General features: G+C 40.9%; 19 protein-coding genes. All 19 read right to left on the minus strand.

Going from position 1 to position 18,339, the window contains the following annotated elements; genetic code table 11:
* Nucleotides 1-158: 158 nt before the first annotated feature.
* The 19 genes from H7U01_RS05155 to cdaA all read right to left on the minus strand — a co-directional run bounded on the left by H7U01_RS05155 (nucleotide 159) and on the right by cdaA (nucleotide 18,276).
* Nucleotides 159-893, minus strand: coding sequence for a PHP domain-containing protein (locus tag H7U01_RS05155; protein WP_201041254.1), 735 nt, complete (start codon nucleotides 891-893; stop codon nucleotides 159-161).
* 8 nt (nucleotides 894-901) lie between these two features.
* Complete coding sequence (locus H7U01_RS05160; protein ID WP_201041229.1) at nucleotides 902-1,546, minus strand: TIGR01906 family membrane protein; 645 nt, start codon at nucleotides 1,544-1,546, stop codon at nucleotides 902-904.
* Nucleotides 1,536-2,309 (minus strand): TIGR01457 family HAD-type hydrolase, encoded by a 774-nt coding sequence (locus H7U01_RS05165; RefSeq protein ID WP_201041230.1) that lies wholly within the window; start codon nucleotides 2,307-2,309, stop codon nucleotides 1,536-1,538. Before H7U01_RS05165 ends, H7U01_RS05160 begins: the two co-directional genes overlap by 11 nt.
* A 1-nt stretch (nucleotide 2,310) precedes the next feature.
* A complete protein-coding gene (locus H7U01_RS05170) occupies nucleotides 2,311-3,054 on the minus strand; it encodes an acyl-ACP thioesterase domain-containing protein (protein ID WP_201041231.1) in 744 nt (247 codons plus the stop codon).
* A complete protein-coding gene (gene hemW / locus H7U01_RS05175) occupies nucleotides 3,055-4,191 on the minus strand; it encodes a radical SAM family heme chaperone HemW (protein WP_073689305.1) in 1,137 nt (378 codons plus the stop codon). It abuts the gene before it with no gap.
* Between the two features lie 96 nt (nucleotides 4,192-4,287).
* Nucleotides 4,288-5,028, minus strand: a complete 741-nt coding sequence (locus H7U01_RS05180) for a hypothetical protein (protein ID WP_201041232.1) — start codon at nucleotides 5,026-5,028, stop codon at nucleotides 4,288-4,290.
* A gap of 201 nt (nucleotides 5,029-5,229) precedes the next feature.
* The gene (locus H7U01_RS05185) at nucleotides 5,230-6,306 is read right to left on the minus strand and encodes a hypothetical protein (protein ID WP_201041233.1); all 1,077 of its coding nucleotides are present in this window, start codon (nucleotides 6,304-6,306) and stop codon (nucleotides 5,230-5,232) included.
* A gap of 64 nt (nucleotides 6,307-6,370) precedes the next feature.
* Complete coding sequence (gene rfbB, locus H7U01_RS05190; protein WP_037601000.1) at nucleotides 6,371-7,417, minus strand: dTDP-glucose 4,6-dehydratase; 1,047 nt, start codon at nucleotides 7,415-7,417, stop codon at nucleotides 6,371-6,373.
* Nucleotides 7,418-7,682: 265 nt separating this feature from the next.
* Nucleotides 7,683-8,276 carry a dTDP-4-dehydrorhamnose 3,5-epimerase family protein gene (locus H7U01_RS05195; protein WP_201041234.1) on the minus strand — a complete coding sequence of 198 codons (594 nt, stop codon included), beginning with the start codon at nucleotides 8,274-8,276 and terminating at the stop codon, nucleotides 7,683-7,685.
* Nucleotides 8,276-9,145, minus strand: coding sequence for a glucose-1-phosphate thymidylyltransferase RfbA (gene rfbA / locus H7U01_RS05200; RefSeq protein WP_002883992.1), 870 nt, complete (start codon nucleotides 9,143-9,145; stop codon nucleotides 8,276-8,278). Before rfbA ends, H7U01_RS05195 begins: the two co-directional genes overlap by 1 nt.
* A 212-nt stretch (nucleotides 9,146-9,357) precedes the next feature.
* Entirely contained in the window at nucleotides 9,358-10,704 is a 1,347-nt protein-coding gene (locus H7U01_RS05205; RefSeq protein ID WP_064524692.1) for an acyl-CoA thioester hydrolase/BAAT C-terminal domain-containing protein, read from the minus strand.
* Between the two features lie 184 nt (nucleotides 10,705-10,888).
* Nucleotides 10,889-11,977, minus strand: a complete 1,089-nt coding sequence (locus tag H7U01_RS05210) for an NAD(P)/FAD-dependent oxidoreductase (protein ID WP_201041235.1) — start codon at nucleotides 11,975-11,977, stop codon at nucleotides 10,889-10,891.
* Between the two features lie 66 nt (nucleotides 11,978-12,043).
* The gene (locus H7U01_RS05215) at nucleotides 12,044-12,871 is read right to left on the minus strand and encodes a ZIP family metal transporter (RefSeq protein WP_064524697.1); all 828 of its coding nucleotides are present in this window, start codon (nucleotides 12,869-12,871) and stop codon (nucleotides 12,044-12,046) included.
* Nucleotides 12,872-12,883: 12 nt separating this feature from the next.
* Entirely contained in the window at nucleotides 12,884-13,672 is a 789-nt protein-coding gene (locus H7U01_RS05220; protein WP_064524698.1) for a Nif3-like dinuclear metal center hexameric protein, read from the minus strand.
* Nucleotides 13,662-14,348: a tRNA (adenine(22)-N(1))-methyltransferase gene (locus tag H7U01_RS05225; protein WP_064524700.1), complete on the minus strand. Its 687-nt coding sequence runs from the start codon at nucleotides 14,346-14,348 to the stop codon at nucleotides 13,662-13,664. The genes H7U01_RS05220 and H7U01_RS05225 overlap by 11 nt, the downstream gene beginning before the upstream one ends.
* A gap of 98 nt (nucleotides 14,349-14,446) precedes the next feature.
* Nucleotides 14,447-14,887, minus strand: a complete 441-nt coding sequence (locus H7U01_RS05230) for a GtrA family protein (protein WP_014633281.1) — start codon at nucleotides 14,885-14,887, stop codon at nucleotides 14,447-14,449.
* 2 nt (nucleotides 14,888-14,889) lie between these two features.
* Nucleotides 14,890-16,242 (minus strand): phosphoglucosamine mutase, encoded by a 1,353-nt coding sequence (gene glmM / locus H7U01_RS05235; RefSeq protein ID WP_014634273.1) that lies wholly within the window; start codon nucleotides 16,240-16,242, stop codon nucleotides 14,890-14,892.
* A 220-nt stretch (nucleotides 16,243-16,462) separates the two neighbouring features.
* Entirely contained in the window at nucleotides 16,463-17,428 is a 966-nt protein-coding gene (locus tag H7U01_RS05240; RefSeq protein WP_201041236.1) for a YbbR-like domain-containing protein, read from the minus strand.
* A complete protein-coding gene (gene cdaA / locus H7U01_RS05245; protein ID WP_037600527.1) occupies nucleotides 17,425-18,276 on the minus strand; it encodes a diadenylate cyclase CdaA in 852 nt (283 codons plus the stop codon). Before cdaA ends, H7U01_RS05240 begins: the two co-directional genes overlap by 4 nt.
* Nucleotides 18,277-18,339: the final 63 nt, after the last annotated feature.

Here is an 18,339-nt window from a genome sequence, read left to right on the forward strand (position 1 = left end):
AAACCTCCAATTTTGAAAGATAAGATAGAAACCATAAGTTTCTTTTGCTTGAAATTAGCATAACAAGCAAAGCTTAAAATCTTCTATAAATCCCACAACCACGCTTTTCCTTTAAGTTTTCCTTAAGAAAAAGACAGCTTCAGTTGAAGCTGTCTTCGCTATATAATCATATCTTCAGTAATATCAAATTCTCTCAAGAGCACCTGAATCTTATCAAAGTTCAGACGAAAATGCTCTAACTTATGTCCATCAGAGCCAATAGAATACTTGCAACATCCCAGATCCTTAACAAGCCCCAAGGCATAACGATAGAGGTCTTCATGATGATAAAGGTACATGCTCTTTGCATTCAGCTCAAAAGCCAAATCATTAGCCATCATTTTCTGGAAAATACGTTTGAGTTGTTCTTCATAGACTTTTAGCTCATCAACAGTCACATCAAACAGGCGAAAACCATAGTCAAAGTGGGCCAGAACATCTGCGTCCACACGACCAATAGCGTACTCCAACTTGTCCAGATACTCTTGAATAATGCTTGCCTTGTCCATATCAGCTACCTCATCATCAAGATAATCATTGACCCCATTATGGTGAACAGATAAAAGTTTGAGATCATAGTCCTTACCATCCAGAAAGTCTAAAATATCCCTTTCCCTAGGCTGGTAGTAACCAATCTCGATACCACGTTTAATACGATTGCCATACTTACGGTTAAGACTTTCAATCTCACGACTATAGGCCTCATACTCGGGCACATCATCCTGTTTGGTATAAGGATTAGAGAGATCATAATGCTCAGTCGTTACAATCTCCCCATCAAAATGCCTCAAATAATCAGTAAAGTTCGCATCCGAATCATAGGAATGATGGGTATGCAAATGGTTATCACGAATAGACATAACTACTCCTTATTTTTCAAATACATTTTAAGCTGCTTACGGGCCAACCAGGTCAGACTCACCATGATTCCCTCATAGACAAGAAAGAAAATGACAAAACACTGAAGGAAATACTCTTCTGGCAAAACATTGATAATCGGGTCCAACATTGGATTAAAGAGCCAACTGCTATCCCCAGGAAAGAGGGCTTCATGAAAGAGCGTAAAAAACTCATCAAATCCGAGAAAAAGCCCCACAACTCCAATAAGGACCGGCAGGAGTGCTAGACTCATATAAAGTTTAACGTAAAGACCAAAGGTCCCTTTCTTCACATTACGCCAAAGAGAAGTTACTGTTGGATAAGCTAGTAGAATAACAAGCCCCTGTACCAAATGAAAGAGCCACTTCACATCATGAAAATGCTTAAGCCCACTCTCCGATGATGTAAAATCAGGCATGGACAGATGACCAACCCAAGGAAAGGTCAGGTACTGCATGAGGATATTGAAATCATGCCAGAGCTCTGTCTTGCCAAGAATGACATAGTCCAAAAGATGCATCCAATCAATATCAAAATAATAAAAGCCCCATGCCAGATAAATCGTCACTAGGATAGACAGGGCCAAGAGCCAAATCGGAGTCAGAACAGCCTCAATTTTAGTTCGCATCAAAATCCCACTCCACTAGACTAGAAAGTACATGGTCGGGTTTTACTGGTAAATTCGCAACCTCTTCCGCCTTGGTAAATCCAGTTGTCACAAGAAGTGTTGGAAAGTCATTTTTAATGCCAGCTGTAATATCAGTCAAGTAATTGTCACCAACCACGATAGTTTGGCTACGTTCTGTCCCAAGGATTTCAAGAGCCTTATTCATGATAATAGCTTTAGGCTTACCGATAATGATTGGTTTCACACGGGTAGCCGCCTCAATAAGGGCCAAGAGGGAACCAGCACCTGGAAGTAGACCACGTTCTGTTGGGATATTCAAATCTGGGTTAGTTCCAATAAATATAGCCCCTTTGTGGATAGCAAGAGTTGCCTTTACCAACATTTCATAAGTGACTTCACGATCCAAGCCCACCACAACATAGGCAGGATTTTCTTCATCTACCGTATATCCCGCTTCCGCAATTGCAGATTTAAGCCCAGTCTCACCGATAACATAAACCGTCTTGCCACGATTCATATCGTTCATGTAGTCAACTGTCGCCAAAGTAGCTGTGTAAATGGTCTCAAGAGGCGTTTCCAACTCGCACTGATTACGCAAAAGCTCTTGGACCATCTCTGGTGTACGCATACTGTTATTAGTCACAAAAAGATAGGGAATCTGACGCTTCTGCAACTCCTTAACGAAGGCTTCTCCCTCAGGAATGCGATCCTTCCCCTTGTAAATAGTTCCATCTAAATCAATCAAATAACCTTTATATGTCATCCTACTCGTCTCCTATTTCTTTCCATTGGATAATAGCCTGAGCATGAACATTACCGTCCACACAAATCTGGTGTTGACTGCTCAAACTTTCTTGGTCAAACTCGTAACCTGAATAAATTTCTGATCCATGATGAATTTCCTTAACATACTTGAGGTCAATATGGGCCGGTGTGTACTTGGTCAAAAAGTCCAAATCGAAAACATCCAACATCCACTCCAAGTACTTGCTATTATTAACATGGCCATTCATGTCTAGGTCAAAATAACGCACACGATAAAGCGTCTCAATTGGATTTTCCAAAGCCTTATAACGAGGCCCTCTAAGCAACTTTTTAATCTTATCAGCCCCATAAGGTGCTACCACCTCATCTGGCACTTCGGCTACCTTACGCGTTTCATAATCCATAAGAGCAAAAGTAGTCTTAAAGAGCATGATTTGTTGACCAGTCTCATCCGTGATGTAAAAATTACGGTAACAAAAAATCTTATTATAGGAAACGGCTTCCGTTGTAATCGTCACCTTTTCATTGTAGCGAGGCAAACGGTCAATCTCAATAGCATAGTCTGTCACAATCCAAACCAGACCGTACTTATCAAAAACTTCCTTATCCGTATTACCCAGAGACTCTGACTGCATACCAGATACTTGCAATGAAAAAGCCAGTAAGTGTGGTAATTTTACCTGATGCGTGATATCCGTCTCATAAAACGGAATCTGGTAAGGAATACTAAATTTTAATCCCATCTAATCCTCCAAGATAAATTGCTCAGCGACACTATCTCCCAGAAAGAGTCCTCGTTTGGTCATACGAACCACCTCAGGATCCTTAACCAAGAGCCCATCTTCCTGTAGTTTTTTCACGATATCCCCATAAGTATCTGCGAATGATAAGCCAAACTTCTCTTCAAAACGTTTAATAGACACCCCCGACTTTTTACGCAAACCAAGGAAGAACTCCTCCTCCATCATTTCCGCCTTAGTCAGATGCTCCTCCTGGAGTCTAGCATGACCATCCTCAGCTATAGCCTTTAGATAATGCTGGATAGGTCCTCTATTGCGATAACGAACACCATTGACATAACCAGAGGCTCCAGCACCAACACCATAATACTCATCATTATTCCAGTACATGAGATTGTGACGACTCTCCATCCCAGGTTTGGTAAAATTGGAAATCTCATAATGCTCAAAACCATTCTTTTCCAACTCTTGGATAATATAGTCAAACATCTCTGCTTCCAAATCCTCAGTTGGGAGATTGAGCTTACCCCGACGCATCTTATTCATAAAGACCGTGTGATGTTCCAAAATCAAACTGTAGAGACTTAGATGTGGAATATCCAGTTCCAGTGCCTTTCTCACATTTTCCTTGACCTGGTCCATGGTTTGACCAGGTAGCGCATAAATGAGGTCAATGGAAATATTATGGAAACCAGCAGCCTTTAAGCTATCAATACTTTCGTAAATCTGTGCTTGATTGTGACTGCGGCCAATTTGACGCAAGTGCTTATCATCAAAGGTCTGAACCCCTAAAGAGACACGATTAACAGCTGATTTTTTGAGCACTTCAATCTTATCAACCGTCAAATCACCGGGATTAGCCTCAATGGTAAACTCCTCCAGCTTTGACAAATCCAAGTTTTTCTGAAGATTGCTTAAAAGGTAGTCCAATTGCCCCGCAGAAATAGCTGTCGGTGTCCCACCACCAATATAAAGGGTGCGTAGCTCCTTGATATCTAAAAGCTCCCACTCACGAATCAAAGCCCGTAGGTAGTCATCAACGGGCTGATTTTTAATAAAGACCTTGGAAAAGTCACAGTAATAACAAATTTGTGTGCAAAACGGAATGTGCACATAGGCTGACGTTGGTTTTGTTTGCATGTAACTATTCTACCATTTTTTAAGCAGAAATGAGACCTTGAAAAATAAGAGTTTAAAGTGAAAAAAGAAGCCATCTCTCCAAATAGCTTCTTTCCTTTATTTTGTTAATGAAAATGGGAAAGCATTGTAGTTGCTATAATCAAAGGTTGGGCCCAAGTCTGAAATGAATTGAACTGGCGTGTAGGTTCCATTTTCAAGAATAAAACCAGGCTTAGCTTGGAAACCAGCTCCCCCTAGTCCAGTAATACCAGGAAGCAAGGTTGAAAAATCGCCACCTTCCCAAACGTAGAGATTACCAGAAATTTGAACAGCTTTTGCAGTTGTTGAGCTTTGACGATAGGGTTCGTAATCGACATTGAAATTAGCTTTTGAAGTGATGTTCCCATCAGCATCAACTGTAAAACTAATGTCTGTTGCTTGAGGACTCGTACCTGTCCAAGTTCCTACTAATGCTGCTGGGACAGGAGCGTCACTTTGAGTATCAGTTGTTGCTTGACTAGACTTGTTTGACTCAGAAGCAGCGCTACTACTTGTTCCTGCTTGAGCATTATTTCCTGCTGTGGCTTGATTTTTTGAAGAGCTAGCTTCAGGAGCACTCACTTCTTCTTGACCTTGAGAATCCTTTGAAGATGAATCCTCTGTCTTAGTCTTTTTAGCAGATTTCTTTTCAGAAGTTTTTGTTTTTGCTGATGACTTCACAACTTTAGAAGTTGACGTTGTAGATGATGATGCAGTGTCTTTTTCTGACTTAGAGCCACATCCAACAAGGGTTGTAGAAACAGCTACAGACAACAAAACAAGAGAGCAAACACGAATAACTTTTCTTTTCATTTTCATAAACCTCTTTCTATATGTCTATTATATATTTTTTGTTACAAAAATCAAGTATTATTTGTAATTTTGTAACATTTACGTCATTGTTTGTATCCCTGTCTTAAGTTAACATGTCTGTGTAAGCAAAAAAGTCTATCATTCCCATAGGAATGATAGACTTTGGACTATTATTTAAGAACGATTCATCTGCGAAAGGTATCCTGTTTAGTGCTTTTCTTCTCTTTCAAGATAACCTTTATAAGAGAGAAGGTTAAAGCTATCCTCTAAGAGAATAATGCGCTTACCACCATCTACAAGGACATAATAGTATGACTTGCTCGCATCGTGGTAGATGTCATTAACACTCTTAGCATGATAACCATGTGACTTAAGAGACTTCTGTATTTTAGCAAACTCTTTTTGCACCTTACCATTATCTACGCTGCCTGATTGATACACCAGATATTCTTTTAAAGGCTTAGCAATTAAGATATCTTTACCATCAGAATCTGTAGTAACAACCCCATTTTCAGAGATAGTCCCTTCTACTTCTGAATCATCATCAGAATCAAATTTTTTCCATTGCCCAACAAAAACTTTTGGAACCTCTGCCTTATGAAAAAGACATGTCTTTTTTAAATCTTTGGTACTTCTTGATCCGTAGTGGAGGTCTGATAAGAATAAATCTAGAACTAAGTTTGTCCCATCTTTCTGAATCAGATTATAGTATCCAAACACTTCCGTCTTTACCAGGATGATCTCTTTTGTCTGTAATTGGTATTTCTTGTCAAAATCAGCAATCGTTTTTAGTTTTGAATCACTGACGTCCTCTAAGTTTTTTTCAAACTTCTGTCTTACTTTCTGACCAATAGAGATTTCTTTGATTTCTTCTTCCCTATGGCCTGCAACAAGTTTTGACTTTTTCCCACTTAACTCATAAACCAAACCAGCATTATCACTAGTTACCCACAAACCACCCAAGTTTGTTCCTTTGGAAGAAAACAAAAAGAGGCCAAGACTTGTTGCTACAATAAGAAATAAAGCAATACCAAGACCAATAAAAGTCTTCTTCCCAAACTTTTTCTTCTTAACAAAGACCATTTGCTGTGCATAAGGTTGGTTAACTATTTGATTTGGTAAAGGCATGGTTCCTGCAGTCACGGAATTTCCATTGTTGGAAAAATTAACTTGTTTTCCTTCCATAACAAATTCACCATTTAGAAGGGCCTGCTGACACTCCTGAATAGTGGGCTTACGATTATTAATCGCTTCAAAATATTCAATCCATTCTTTTCTATTCATCATCTCTCCTAACAGTTCTTAACAGAAAAATCTATCACTAGCTTGGAAGTGATAGATTTTTCAATTATTTAAGCACTTCTTGAGTCTTAGCGTAGTTAGCTTCAACAGCTTCTTTTTCAGCTTTCCACCAATCTTGGTGATCTGTATACCACCTAATCGTTTCTTCCAAACCTGATTCGAAGTTTGTGAATTGTGGTTCCCAACCAAGTTCTTCACGCAATTTTGTTGAATCAATCGCGTAACGCAAATCGTGACCAGCACGGTCTGTTACACGGTCGTAAGCATCTTTTGGTTGACCCATTTTTTCAAGGATGAGTTCAAGCACTTCCTTGTTATTCTTTTCACCATCAGCACCAATCAAGTAAGTCTCACCGATACGGCCCTTAGTAAGGATGGCCCAAACACCAGTTGAGTGGTCATTAGTGTGAATCCAGTCACGGACGTTTTTACCTTCACCGTAAAGTTTTGGTTTAATCCCTGACAAGATATTGGTGATTTGACGTGGGATGAATTTTTCGATGTGTTGGTATGGTCCATAGTTGTTTGAGCAGTTTGAAATAGTTGCCTTAACACCAAATGAACGCACCCATGCCTTAACAATAAGGTCTGAAGCAGCCTTAGTTGATGAATAAGGTGATGATGGGTTGTATTTGGTTTCTGCTGTGAATTTTTCACCAGGACCTTCACCATGTCCAGGGAGATCTTCACGCAATGGAAGGTCACCATACACTTCGTCTGTTGACACGTGGTGGAAACGAATATCATATTTACGAGCAGCTTCCAAAAGTGTGTATGTACCAATAAAGTTTGTGTGGATAAATGGTGATGGGTCGTTCAATGAATTATCATTGTGACTTTCAGCCGCGTAGTGAACGATAGCATCAGCCTTAGCAGCCAATTTATCGACCAATTCAGCGTCAGCAATATCACCAACAACCAATTCAACACGGTCACCAAGGATTTCTTCAATGTTAGCACGGTTACCAGCGTAAGTGAGTTTGTCAAGGACAGTCACATGCACGTCTGGATGGTTGTTGTAGACATAGTGTACGAAGTTTGATCCGATGAAACCTGCTCCACCGGTTACGATGATGTTTTTATATTCAGTCATTTTTTCTCCAAATAGTTTTTTTGATTGTTCCTTAAATCAATTTTTTTTTAGCTTTCCTTAGGTGAGTACGGACGTCAGCGAACTTCTACGAAGTTCCATGACTAAGTTTTGAGCCTAATGTCTCAAAACTTCCGAGCACCTGAAACAAAATGGTTCAGGTGCTTTTCTCACAGCGGAAAGCTAAGCATATAGCTCGCTTCGCTCGTTTATAGCAAAGCTAAAAACTATATAATGATTTTATTAATTGTTTTAAGAGCTATGTTTTTTACAAATCTTCTGCTTTTAGGGGGTTGACGTCTTTGAGTAATGGGTGGTTTTTATCTGCTTCTGAGACTTCTGCTTCTTCCAAGTTTTCCCACTTGATATCAAGGCTTGGGTCTGCGTAATTGACAAAGGCGTATTTAGGTTTAAGCTCAAGTGCCCAGTAGTCGTTCACAAGGTAGCTATAGGATACTTTGTCAGACAAAACTTGAAAACCATTGGCAACACCACGAGGAACAAAGATTCCTTTTGAGGCATCAATGACTGTTTGGTAAGTATTTCCAAACGTTTCGCCTTCACGAAGGTCAACCCATGTTCCAAGAACCTTTCCTTCATCTGCTACTGAGATGTATTTATCCCAAGGCTCAGCGTGCAAACCACGTAAAACATTTTTTCGTGAGAAAGAAACATTGTTTTGCAATTTTCCTTCTGCAAAGAATGATTCTGGAAAACCAAGCGGCAACATTTTTTCCTTTTGGAAGTTTTCCTTGAACCATCCACGGTTATCTCCATGTACTGGAATATCAAATTCAAGTAAACCTGGGATGGCTTCAATCTTACGTGCAGCTAATTCTTTACCAAAAAATTGTTCAGTCATTATGCTTCTCCAATCAAACGGAGCAAATATTGCCCGTATTCATTCTTCTTAAGTGGTTGTGCCAATTCGAGGACCTGCTCTTTAGTAATGTAGCCCATGCGATAGGCAATTTCCTCAAGGTTAGCCACTTGAACATTTTGCAAACGTTGAACTGTTTCAATGTACTGAGCAGCTTGCAAGAGACTTTCGTGAGTGCCTGTATCCAACCAAGCAAAGCCACGTCCCATAAGTTCAACAGAGAGGTCACCACGTTCTAAGTAAGCCTTGTTAACATCCGTGATTTCAAGTTCGCCACGAGGACTTGGCTTGATATTTTTAGCAATTTCCACAACATCATTGTCATAGAAATAAAGTCCAGTTACAGCAAAGTTTGATTTTGGATGCTCAGGTTTCTCCTCGATTGAGATGGCATTCATATTGTCGTCAAATTCAACAACACCAAAACGTTCTGGATCCTTAACTTGATAACCAAAGACTGTAGCTCCTTTTTCCTTAGCTTCAGCACGTTGAAGCATGGCAGAGAGACCATTGCCATGGAAAATATTGTCCCCAAGGACAAGGGCAACACTATCGTCACCAATGAAGTCTTCACCAATGATAAAGGCTTGAGCCAATCCATCTGGACTTGGTTGTACTGCATAAGAAAGTGAAATACCGAACTCAGAACCATCACCAAGGAGCTCTTCAAAACGTGGAAGGTCCTGTGGCGTTGAGATGATGAGGATTTCCTTAATACCAGCCAACATAAGCGTTGAAAGTGGATAGTAAATCATTGGTTTATCGTAAATCGGCATCAGTTGTTTTGATGCAGCACGTGTCAATGGATACAAACGTGTCCCTGAACCGCCTGCAAGAATAATACCTTTCATAAGAAGGCTCCTTTTTTCTCTAATATATTACCTATATTTTAGCATTTTTCAGCCCTCTTGTCACGGTAAACCCTATGTTCTTAAGCTTTCATTAAGAAAATCACAAGTGTCCATTTTCTTAATCCAATCAAAAAAGGATTTCGATTGAAACCCTTTTCGATTGAAGACAACTTCTTGATATATTCCCCTTGGGAAGTGTAATTATCATACTCTTAGTGTCTTTGTGCACTTATCCAGTCAAAGATACTATTATAAGTTTGTCCATTGACACTGGCACGAGAGCCACCTCCATTGGTTGGATCAGTGGCTACCATACCACTGTAACCATCCCAATTTTTCGTATTTTCAGGATGCTGAACGCCAATCACCTGGTCATGGAAGAAATAAATCCAAGCCCAATGACCATCATACTCTGTGCCAGGAAGATCAGTCCCAGTCGCTGTTTCAAAGTATGAGAACCACTTGTTAGTAGCTCCAGAGGTAATCAAGCTCTTGTATAAAGGCAAGACACTATTTTCTGGTTGTACTGTTGCGTCTGCCTTTGTGTGAATCAACCACATAGGCTGGTTCTTCAGTTTATCAATTCCAGATTGGTCAACAGTTAAGGGAGCAGCAATTGGAATAAGAGCTGCAAAATAATCTGGATAGGCTGCTCCCATGGTCAAGACCATACCACCACCATTTGAAACTCCCGCAAGATAGATTCGTCCCTTATCTACCTCTGGGTGATTAGCTAGGTAGGTATCAATGGTCTCTTTGAGTTGGGCTGCATTATCCGATCCCCAAGGTGTCTGTGTTTGAACAGCTAGAACATTAACCCCACGCGCCTGATCACCAGTTGTTAAGAAATGGCCTTGAATCTCAGGCTGGGCAAGCGCATAGACGTCATTTGAAAGAAGCGGAATATTCATGTCTGTCCCTCTTTCACCAATGCCGTGTAGCCAGACAATCAAAGGTTTTGTGCTATTCCCCGTACCAGTCTGGGCACTATAAGCCGCATACTGCATGTTACCTACCTGTCCTCGATCGCCGAAAACCTCCGTCGTTGGCATCAAACGATTGTTGATGGCATCTTGCTCAGATGAAACCATCTGTGACTGACTACTACCTTCTGCCACTACTGACAAGTCTTTCATTGATACCATATAACTTTCCAGCCATTGATTGGTCCAAGTAGAAAGGTTAAAATACATAGGTTCAGCATTCCCACCCATGTTGTAGCGATTATAAGATGGTAGGCTCAATTCAAGCGTCACGTACTTGCTATTGTCATAATAGACCACATGCCCCTTATCATCAGAAACATAAGAGTTCGTTACCTGACGACTGACCCCTGCTGTTGTAACCTGAGTTGAGCTGTGGACAACCTCTGGTGTGACCTTCTGATTAAATTCAAAAATGACTTTGGTTACAGCTGGTCCAAACTCATAACTTTCTAGAACAATACTTGTCTTTGTCACAGCCAAGTCTTCTGCTGCCCCTGCTTTAACAGACAGGCCTAAGCTAATGGCTAGCAAGGAAACAAAGATTGTCACATATACTTTAACTTTTTGGAACATAGTCCCTCCCCTTTTTTATTAGTATTCACCTACAATCGATGAACAGTAACTATTTTATTATTTTCTAATTAAATAAGGAATAGATACAAAGAAACTCTAATAAAAAGAATCAGCAACATCCCTCAATAGCGAGAAATAGCCAGCTGATTCTTGAGTCTAAATATCTAGAAGAACTTTAATACTATTAGTCTTTTTTCTTAATGTACTGAGCCACTGGATAGTCCGCACTATCCAAGCTACCAGGTCGATTCATGGCCAAATCAACCAGATTTTTTCCAATCAGTGGCCCTGTCGTAAGCCCTGAAGATCCTAAACCAGAGGCGACAAAGACACTCTCAAGTTCTGGAACTTCTCCAAAGAAAGGAGAGAAGTCACTCGTGTAGGCCCTAGTTCCCACACGTTCTGAGAAGGACTTGGCAGTACTTAAGTCAGGAAAATAGGTTTTAGCCTCTTCCTCCAGACTTGCAAGTACAGTCTCATCAACTGTCAAATCAAAGCCTTGGTCATTTTCGTGGCTGGCCCCTACCGAAATCTTTCCACCTGCAAAGGGGATGACATCTAGTTCGCCCTCTGGCATCAAAACAGGCAACTTACCAGTATCTAACCCCTCAAAGAAATAGTCACGTAATTGACCTTTTTGGGGGCGAACATCTACTTCAAAACCAAGGGGTTCAAGCGTTTGACCTAGCCAGGCACCACAAGCGAGAATGACCTTATCAAAAGTTTGAGCATTAATCTCGTAAGTGCCATTGTCAAGAGGAGAGAGTGTAACTGGTCCTTCCACCTTTACAAAACCAGAGGCCTCAATCAAGGTCGCTGTCAACTCTGCTCCTTCCACTCTGGCTCCTCCAGAAGCATAGAGATAATGGTCAAATCCAGTGAATTCAGGGAGATCCTCAGCATTTTTTATAGAGAGTTCACCAATAATGGGTGATTCTTCTAGTCTCGTCTCTGCATACTGGTACAAAGCGTCCAATTTACTATCGTCTTTCTTGAGAAGGGCTACACCAGACTGATCATAGAAGTTCGTGTCATAACCATCCTTTTTAAGATCTGAAACTAAATCTTGGTAAAAATCTGCTCCCAAACGGGCCATGCGATACCAGGCCTTATTTCGGCGTTTAGAAAACCAAGGACTGATAATCCCTGCTGCTGCCTTGGTTGCTTGTCCAAGACCATGGTCGAAAACAGTAACCTCTACGTCTTTTTCTTTTGATAAGTAATAGGCAGCCGTTGAACCGACAATACCTGCTCCAACAATTGCAATTTTCATTTTTTACTCCATCTATTTGAAAAGAGCTGAGTCCTATATCAATAGGCACAGCTCTTTATTCTTCTTTTACCCCAAGGCCACGTCCATGACCATCATGACGACAAAGCCAACCATAAGGCCCAAGGTTGCTACGTCAGTATTACCATTGGTTTGTGATTCAGGAATCAATTCCTCCGTTACCACAAAAATCATGGCACCAGCCGCAAAGGCCAAAGCATAAGGAATGATTGCCATCATCCACATAACAAGGGCAGCTCCCATAACAGCCCCTATAGGCTCCACGATAGCTGACATAGATCCCCAATAAAAGGCCTTGATACGAGATTTTCCATCTGCTCGAATAGGAACTGAGAGGGCTGCACCTTCAGGGACATTCTGCAAACCAATACCTATAGCTAAACCAATGGCTCCCATGAGACCAGCGAATGTCATATTGCCACCAGCCAAGGCTCCAAAAGTCACACCGACTGCCAATCCCTCTGGAAAATTATGAATGGTGATAGCCAAAAAGAGCAGGGCTGTCTTGGACAACTTTTTCTTACGAGGTTGAATACCTTCTGCTTTAGAGATGTCATTCCCCAAATGCAAATGGGGAACGACGGCATCAATCAAACGAAGGGCAACACCTCCAAGCAAGAAACCAGCTGCCGCAGGGAACCATGACCACTTCCCATAGCCATTTTGAGTCGCATAAGTTAAAGAGGGGTCCAAAAGCGACCAAAAAGAGGCCGCAATCATGACACCTGCCGCAAAGCCCATCATGATATCTAGCAATTTACGGCTAATATTCTTGAAGAAGAAAACAATGGCCGATCCGACAATGGTACAGCCCCAAGTAAAAAGACCAGCAAGCAAGGCCAAAAAGACCACATTTTGATGTAAAAGCCAAGTCACAGACACATCCTCCTACAAATGGTCAAAAGGATTGGTTGAGGACTGACTTTCAAGTATCGTCACATTCCAATCATGCTCAAGTTTCCAAGCCTCAAGTTTCTCAGCAATCTTTGAGATAAAAAGGGCTTCGATATGGTGCCCAGGATCAATTGCCAAGAGACCATTAGTAATCATTTCCTGTCCTGTATGGTAGTAAACATCACCAGTGATGAAGACTTGTGCGCCCTTTTTCAAAGCATCCTTGTAAAATCCTTGACCGCTACCTCCACAAATAGCCACACGGCTAACTAGAGGATTGTCATGATTATAACGAACCAAGCGAACACTATCTAAGGCAAAAACAGACTTGACTTTAAGAGCAAGTTCTTGAATAGTCTGAGGCACGATATCACCTACTCGACCGATTCCATGATTTTCAGAAGTCTGCGTTAAATAAGTAGTGTCTTTAATGTCAAGTAAGTCACAGAACCAATCATTAAGCCCATCATTAACGACATCAATATTAGTATGACTCACATAGACAGTAATATCATGCTTAACCAGGTCAAGTAAAATATCTCGGTCAGGCGAAGACACCAAATCCTTAACTGGACGAAAAATTGGAGCATGTTTAGCAATAATGAGGTCCACACCTTTTTCAATAGCTTCGGCTACCGTATTCTCACGAACATCCAAGGTAACCATGACCTTCTGAATCTCTTTGTCCAGACTACCAATCTGCAAGCCAACCACATCACCTTCCATAGAAAGCTCCTGTGGACAAAATTCTTCATAAGTCTTAATAAGTTCACTAGCTAACATGATTCAAAACCTCCTTAATGGTTTGAATTTTATCTTCAATAGCTGTACGATCAGCCTGATTGGCCAGTGGAATGGATCCTAAAGCAAGCTCTAATTTATTGATTTCGCGTTGCCATTTGAGCTGGAAAACCTGAGATTGGTCTTTCATGAGATGAGGACCAAAACGCACTTCCTTGTCCGAAAGGCTCATGTGTCCAGCCTCTGCAACCATGATTTCGTAGTATTTGCCATTTTCAGTCAAGATAGACTCTGCAATAATCTCAAAACCATTTTCCATCAACCAAATACGGAGATCATCTTCACGATTATTTGGTTGTAAAATCAGACGGTCTACGCCCTTAAGTTTGTCCTTTCCAGCATCAAGGATGTCAGCAATAAGACGTCCTCCCATACCACAAATCGTGATAGTGGTTACGTCATCAGCAGGCTCAAAGGCAGCCAAGCCATTAGCCAAGCGCACCTCCATTTTATCTTGGAAACCAGAAGCTGAGACATTAGCAAGAGCGGATTCATAGGGCCCTTTTACCACTTCTCCAGCAATAGCTGAAGTAATCAAACCTTTTTCAAGTAAATAAATCGGAAGATAGGCATGATCACTGCCTACATCCAAGAGTTTTGCGCCTTTGGGAACATAGGTTGCTACATCCTTAAGGCGTTGAGATAATTGTACGTACATGTTTCATCTTTCTATTTTTTTAAGTCTCTTCAATTATATCAAAAAAGGAGGTTGGTAAGAAATGCTTTTAACACATTTCCTAACAACTTCCTTTTTGCTTATACTTTCTCGCCTGTAAAGACGAAGAATTTAGAAATAATATAGTTCAATACAATGATAAGGACCTGAGAGAAGAGGCTCTCGATACCGTTTACCCAAGCATGACTATGACCAACAAATTGACCAATAATTTCTGGATAGGTATCGACCAAGAAATAGGCCAAAGCCAAATCCAAGACCAAGGTCAATAGGCGAGCACCCACAAACTTAACAAAGCGCGTAACCATACCAGTCTTTTCCTGATTAAAGACAAACATGTCATTTGTAAAAAAGGCAAAGATAATGGCAATCGCACTGGCTAAGACCGCCGAGAGTGTCCCCTGATTGGTCAACTGAAAAATCAAAATACGACTGACCATATAAACTAAAGTTGCCAAGACACCAAAGAAAAGGTACTTGAAAACTTCGGTAGCCATGAAGGCTCTGAGCTTAGCTATCATACTTAGTCCAATCCAATTTCTGCACGAACAACATCAGCAATCGTATCAACGTAATAGTTCACTTCATCATCTGTTGGTGCTTCTGCCATAACACGAAGGAGTGGTTCTGTACCACTTGGACGAACCAAGATACGTCCATTTCCAGCCATCTCAGCTTCCATTTTTTCAATGATAGCGGCAATGGCAGGAACTTCCATAGCTTTATCTTTCATGCTATTTTCCACACGGATATTAACCAATTTTTGTGGATAGATGGTCACTTCTGAAGCCAATTCAGACAAGCTCTTACCTGTTTCAACCATGACTTTAGTCAATTGGATTGCTGTCAACTGACCATCACCAGTTGTGTTGTAATCCATGATAATAACGTGTCCAGACTGTTCACCACCAAGGTTGTAGCCGTTTTTACGCATTTCTTCGACAACATAACGGTCACCAACAGCAGTCACTGCCTTGTTAATGCCTTCACGGTCAAGTGCCTTGTGGAAACCAAGGTTTGACATAACTGTTGTTACAATAGTATTTTTAGCCAACTCGCCTTTTTGAGACAAATGTTTACCAATGATATACATCACCTTATCACCATCAACAATATCGCCATTTTCATCAACAGCGATGAGACGGTCACTGTCACCATCAAAGGCAAGACCAATAGCTGAGCCAGTTTCTTTAACCAAGGCTTGCAACTGCTCTGGGTGTGTCGAACCAACACCAGCATTGATGTTAAGGCCATCAGGCTGGTCACCAATAACAGAGATTTCTGCGTTCAAGTCAAGGAATATGTTACGTGCAGATACCGCAGCTGCTCCATTAGCCGCATCCAAGGCAACTTTCATGCCACCGAGGTCAACACCTGTAGCCACCAAGAATTTTTCGTATTTACGAAGACCCTCTGGATAATCCACAAGTGTTCCAAGTCCTTCAGCTGAAGGGCGTGGAAGCGTATCTTCTGTAGCATCGAGAAGGGCTTCAATTTCCGCTTCACGCGCATCGTCCAATTTAAAACCATCGCCACCAAAGAACTTGATACCATTATCAAGAGCTGGATTATGGCTGGCTGAAATCATAACACCAGCGCTTGCATTTTCTGTACGGACCAAGTATGAGACGCCAGGTGTCGCAAGCACTCCAAGTTTGTAGACTTCAATACCCACTGAGAGCAAACCTGCTACTAAGGCAGATTCCAACATCTCACCAGAGATACGTGTATCACGTGCCACAAAAACTTTAGGACGGCCAGTCTCATGTTGGCTAAGCACATAACCACCAAAACGACCTAATTTAAAGGCCAATTCAGGCGTAAGTTCAACGTTTGCTTCTCCACGAACACCGTCTGTTCCAAAATATTTACCCATAATTTTAATATTAGTGCTTAAGCACTAAATCCTCCTTAAACTGTGATGCTGTTTAGCAAGAGTCAATCTAGTGAAATCTATCTAGATAATCTAACTTTATAAAATTTCGCCAATATTTTCAACCCTTGATTTTAAACATTTTTAATTGGTTACATTTTTATGAGATTAGTCCCTCTCAATCCCATCCATTATACATGAATTTAGGAAAAATGTAACTCCCCTATTTTTGCGTGACTTTTAAGTTAACCTTAACAGTGCCAGGCTGAACCGTAACACCTTCTGCCTTAAGGTCTATTGTTTTTGATGTGTCCTTAGTCACTTGGCTAATGTCCACAGGAACTGTGATGCTATCAATCTTATCCATAGCTTCTTGACTACCAACAATAGTCACATGCCCACGATTAAAGCTATAGCTGATACTAGACACATTGCTAGCCTTATCTCCAGTCAGTTCGACCTTAACAGGAACAGATTTGCTCAATTTTCGCAAACTAATCTTGGCATGCACCTTAGCTGGTGAGATTGAACTTGCTAGGACTGTTCCATTTGTCGAAACTGCTTGAAGGACCAAGTTCCCATCATAATCTTCAGACAGGTTGGAATCGCCTTCCAATACTGCTTGAACATGATCAATCTGGTTAATGATATCTTCACTCGAAGTTACCTCTACCTTGGTTGCATCCAGGCTAACTTTTTTAACTTCATAGCCATTTGCTAACTTATCTGATGTGATATTAGCTACGACGTCAAAGATCTTGCTGGCTTTTTTACCAATAGTCGCCGTCAAGGTTGATGGCGATACTTGCGCAGACATTCCAGCTGGAAGATCCTTAACCTGAATAGGTACTCGACTGGTTCCTTGACCCAGATTCGACAAATCAGCAACTAATTTAAAGTGACGCGTATCACTACTTGTCTCAGTCGTTAAAGCCAGCTGTGTTGTCGCTGTCAAATAGACTTCGGCATCATAGGAATAACCACTGATAAAGTACTTATCACTATCATATTTAATATCCACAGGAACCGATTCAACGGTTTGTGTAAAGGTATTAGATGCACTTGAGCTATTGTTTTTATTTTGCGTATTTCCCGACCATGCCGTGAAAAAGAGTACCACAGCAAAGAAGAGAGCAACTAGCATCTGCCATAAACGATCGTCTTTAAAGAAATTTACGAAACGCTTCATTTTTTGCTACCTCCCATCCAACGTTGGAAGAATGACTGACGTGGTTCTTGTTCTTTCAACAAGATAAGACTCAACTCTTGTTCAAATTCTTGAACAGAGAGATCATGGATGAAATTTCCCTTGTACGCAATTGAAATCGCACCAGTTTCCTCAGACACAACAAAGGTCAGTGCATCTGTCTGTTCTGAAAGACCAATGGCAGCCCTATGTCTAGTCCCAAACTCTTTGGAAATCTTATTAGATTCCGTCAATGGCAGATAAGAACAAGCCGTCGCAACCTTGTTATCTCTGATGATAACTGCCCCATCATGAAGCGGTGTATTTGGGATGAATATATTAATTAAAAGTTCCCCAGTCACCACCGCATCAAGTGGAATTCCAGTCGCAATCTGCTCTTGTAAGGTCTGAGTCTGTTCAATAGAAACCAGCGCCCCAATCTTACGAGGACTCATGTACTTAACAGCTTTAACGTAGGCTTGAACCAACTTCTCGTCTGAGCTAACCTCTTTATTTTGCAAAAAATGCTGAGGTGTCCGTCCAAAGGTTTCAAGTGCAGAACGAAGCTCTGGCGCAAAGATTACAACCGCCGCAATGGCCCCATAGTTGATAACCTGATTCATCAAATAAGAAATCGTCGTGAAGCCTATAAAATCAGAAATCAGTTTGACTAAAATAAATAAGACAACCCCTTGAACAAGGGTCATAATTTTTGTCCCTCGTAGGGCCCTAATAAAGCGATAAATTAAAAAAGCAACAATCAATATGTCCAAACTATTGACGATAACTTTCAGCGGACTATCAAAGAGTGACCGCCAAAAATCAATATCAATGGACGAAAGTATTCCCATACATATCACACTTTCTTTTAATTTTTAAACAGTTTCTATTATACCACGAATTCTAACTATTTT

It is taken from the genome of Streptococcus sp. 21.1, assembly GCF_016648635.1.
Lineage (GTDB): Bacteria > Bacillota > Bacilli > Lactobacillales > Streptococcaceae > Streptococcus.

Excerpts from the sequence above, each read along its gene's own strand:
- H7U01_RS05210 (WP_201041235.1), bottom strand. The coding sequence starts at position 11,977 with ATGAAAATTGCAATTGTTGGAGCAGGTATTGTCGGTTCAACGGCTGCC.
- rfbA (WP_002883992.1), bottom strand. The coding sequence starts at position 9,145 with ATGAAAGGTATTATTCTTGCAGGCGGTTCAGGGACACGTTTGTATCCA.
- H7U01_RS05220 (WP_064524698.1), bottom strand. The coding sequence starts at position 13,672 with ATGTTAGCTAGTGAACTTATTAAGACTTATGAAGAATTTTGTCCACAG.
- H7U01_RS05170 (WP_201041231.1), bottom strand. The coding sequence starts at position 3,054 with ATGGGATTAAAATTTAGTATTCCTTACCAGATTCCGTTTTATGAGACG.
- H7U01_RS05195 (WP_201041234.1), bottom strand. The coding sequence starts at position 8,276 with ATGACTGAACAATTTTTTGGTAAAGAATTAGCTGCACGTAAGATTGAA.
- rfbB (WP_037601000.1), bottom strand. The coding sequence starts at position 7,417 with ATGACTGAATATAAAAACATCATCGTAACCGGTGGAGCAGGTTTCATC.
- H7U01_RS05205 (WP_064524692.1), bottom strand. The coding sequence starts at position 10,704 with ATGTTCCAAAAAGTTAAAGTATATGTGACAATCTTTGTTTCCTTGCTA.
- hemW (WP_073689305.1), bottom strand. The coding sequence starts at position 4,191 with ATGCAAACAAAACCAACGTCAGCCTATGTGCACATTCCGTTTTGCACA.
- H7U01_RS05165 (WP_201041230.1), bottom strand. The coding sequence starts at position 2,309 with ATGACATATAAAGGTTATTTGATTGATTTAGATGGAACTATTTACAAG.
- H7U01_RS05230 (WP_014633281.1), bottom strand. The coding sequence starts at position 14,887 with ATGATAGCTAAGCTCAGAGCCTTCATGGCTACCGAAGTTTTCAAGTAC.
- H7U01_RS05160 (WP_201041229.1), bottom strand. The coding sequence starts at position 1,546 with ATGCGAACTAAAATTGAGGCTGTTCTGACTCCGATTTGGCTCTTGGCC.
- H7U01_RS05180 (WP_201041232.1), bottom strand. The coding sequence starts at position 5,028 with ATGAAAATGAAAAGAAAAGTTATTCGTGTTTGCTCTCTTGTTTTGTTG.
- H7U01_RS05240 (WP_201041236.1), bottom strand. The coding sequence starts at position 17,428 with ATGAAGCGTTTCGTAAATTTCTTTAAAGACGATCGTTTATGGCAGATG.
- cdaA (WP_037600527.1), bottom strand. The coding sequence starts at position 18,276 with ATGGGAATACTTTCGTCCATTGATATTGATTTTTGGCGGTCACTCTTT.
- H7U01_RS05185 (WP_201041233.1), bottom strand. The coding sequence starts at position 6,306 with ATGAATAGAAAAGAATGGATTGAATATTTTGAAGCGATTAATAATCGT.
- H7U01_RS05225 (WP_064524700.1), bottom strand. The coding sequence starts at position 14,348 with ATGTACGTACAATTATCTCAACGCCTTAAGGATGTAGCAACCTATGTT.
- glmM (WP_014634273.1), bottom strand. The coding sequence starts at position 16,242 with ATGGGTAAATATTTTGGAACAGACGGTGTTCGTGGAGAAGCAAACGTT.